The 1,805-nt window shown below is 57.5% G+C and carries 3 protein-coding genes and 1 pseudogene; 2 read left to right on the plus strand and 2 right to left on the minus strand.

All coding sequences use genetic code 11. The annotated features are described in order from the left end of the window. Together GCT19_RS41850 and GCT19_RS41855 are read left to right on the plus strand one after the other, a co-directional pair. A partial coding sequence (locus GCT19_RS41850) for a transposase domain-containing protein (RefSeq protein WP_193727521.1) occupies positions 1-188 on the plus strand: 188 nt, incomplete at its 5' end. 299 nt (positions 189-487) lie between these two features. Then, a pseudogene (locus GCT19_RS41855) lies at positions 488-937 on the plus strand (IS5 family transposase); the annotation flags it as partial. Between the two features lie 54 nt (positions 938-991). Here the strand turns inward: GCT19_RS41855 and GCT19_RS41860 are convergent. Together GCT19_RS41860 and GCT19_RS41865 are read right to left on the minus strand one after the other, a co-directional pair. Next, positions 992-1,420 carry a hypothetical protein gene (locus GCT19_RS41860; protein WP_018436538.1) on the minus strand — a complete coding sequence of 143 codons (429 nt, stop codon included), beginning with the start codon at positions 1,418-1,420 and terminating at the stop codon, positions 992-994. Between the two features lie 113 nt (positions 1,421-1,533). Beyond that, positions 1,534-1,805: transposase (locus tag GCT19_RS41865; protein WP_193727426.1), on the minus strand; the 272-nt coding region annotated here is incomplete at its 5' end.

Below are 1,805 nucleotides of genomic sequence, written 5' to 3' on the forward strand. Positions count from 1 at the left end.
CCGTCGCTGGCGCGAAGGCAAGTGCCATGATCTACAGTCTCATGCTGACCTGCAGGGCTTGCAACGTCGAACCCTACGCCTACCTTGTGCACGTGCTCACCGAACTACCGAAGCGCGAACCGCATGCCGACGTGACTGACCTCTTACCGTTCAAATACGCGAAGCTCACAGAAACGGCAGCGCGTTGAGCTTGATCGGTCGCCACCTCACAAAACCTCGATCGATCGATTTGCTCTCGGAGACCCGCTCGCCTTCGCGCGTCTACGCGCGCTCAGTGTGCTAGATCGCGCGCTTACCGATGATCAACAGTAAAGCGCCAGACCTGGTCGGCATGGCGTTCCAGATCACCAGCAGGTTGAACGCAGGACTTTGCTTGACCTTGCCTCGCTGCTCTGCCCGCCAGGGATCGCGTTCCTGCTGCGGATTGAGTCTGCGGCCTTCGGCAATCAGTTCGCTCGAACGCTGCCGATAGTAACGCTGGTGAACCCTCATTACAGAAGCGCAGGGCATCCCGCTCGCGGTAATCCTCACCGGCGCCAACCGTCACGATGTCACCCAGCTTCATGCGCTGGTTGATGCGATCCCACCCATTGCCGGCAAGCGCGGCCGGCCGCTTTCGAAGCCCCGCATCGTTCAGGGCGATCGGGGCTACGATCACGACAAATACCGCCGTCCGCTGCACGCAGCCGGCATCGCTACCGAAATCGCCCGACGTGGCCACCCTCATGGCAGCGGCCTTGGCAAAACCCGCTGGGTCGTCGAGCGAACCATTTCGTGGCTTCACAACTTCCGGCGACTGCGCATCTGCTTCGAACGCCTTGCCTTCATCCACGAAGCCTTCATGAAACTCGCCTGCTGCATCATCTGTTGGCGAGGGCGAGGGTTGGCCGGGATTCGCAAAAGATCCGCCGCATCTCGACCGAAATTCATGATGTGATTGACAATTTTACTGTTGACGTCGGACGCTGGCGGTGTAAAACACGCCGCTCAACTACGTCAATTTGACGTTCTTGAGATATGAAAACTTTACCTTTCCGTCAGTCTGCTTAAGCTCAAACCCGACGTTGGCCATTCCTGTCATATACGAGGGGCGGTTTTCGCCAGTATCGTCCTTGGCTACGCGAATATTCGCGGACGACAGTTTTTCCTTCCGGTCAGCAAGTTCGGCTCGGGTTTGCGCGGCCATAGCGCTAGCCGTGCGATGATCCATCCCGAGATCGCGGTATTTACGCTCGTCCGTTTCGCCGCCGGCCAGCACCGCGAACTGGTTTGTCAATCCGTCGGCCAACAGATATTTTTTGTAGTCAACGATACTTTCGGCCGCTTTTGTGTTCGCTGAAGCTATATGGAACAGGCGAGCGTTTCTTCGGCTTTCGTCCGGTGTCGCCCCTGTCATCATCACCGCGACGCAGGGAACCATTCCGTTCGTCAGGCAGGGGTAATTGGTCTTGGATGTTCCTGTTGACGCCGGGTAATTACCTTGCGGACGAAACGAGACCTGCTTAAATTTGGCTCTTTTGAAATTTGAATGGGTTATGCCGCGTGCGGATTGATCGACGCGAAGTTGAGCTTGCCGGCGATCAGGAACAGCACGGTGCGCATAGTTTCGAGGTTTGCGTAGCCACGAGCGCGTCGCTTGGCGGCTTGAAACAGGCCGTTGAGTGCTTCCAGAAAGCCGTTGGTCTGGCGCGTCTGGGTCCATGCGACGATGCCGTCGAAATGCTTGCGTATCATGCGGGCGACCTCCTTCATCGGTTCAACCTTGGAGCGCATCACGTTGGTACACCACTGCTCGAGCATCGCAC

The organism is Paraburkholderia atlantica, assembly GCF_009362785.1.
Classification (GTDB): Bacteria; Pseudomonadota; Gammaproteobacteria; order Burkholderiales; family Burkholderiaceae; genus Paraburkholderia; species Paraburkholderia atlantica.

Bases quoted from the DNA above. Each gene is read 5' to 3' on its own strand.
- GCT19_RS41860 (WP_018436538.1), bottom strand. From the start codon at position 1,420: ATGGTTCCCTGCGTCGCGGTGATGATGACAGGGGCGACACCGGACGAA.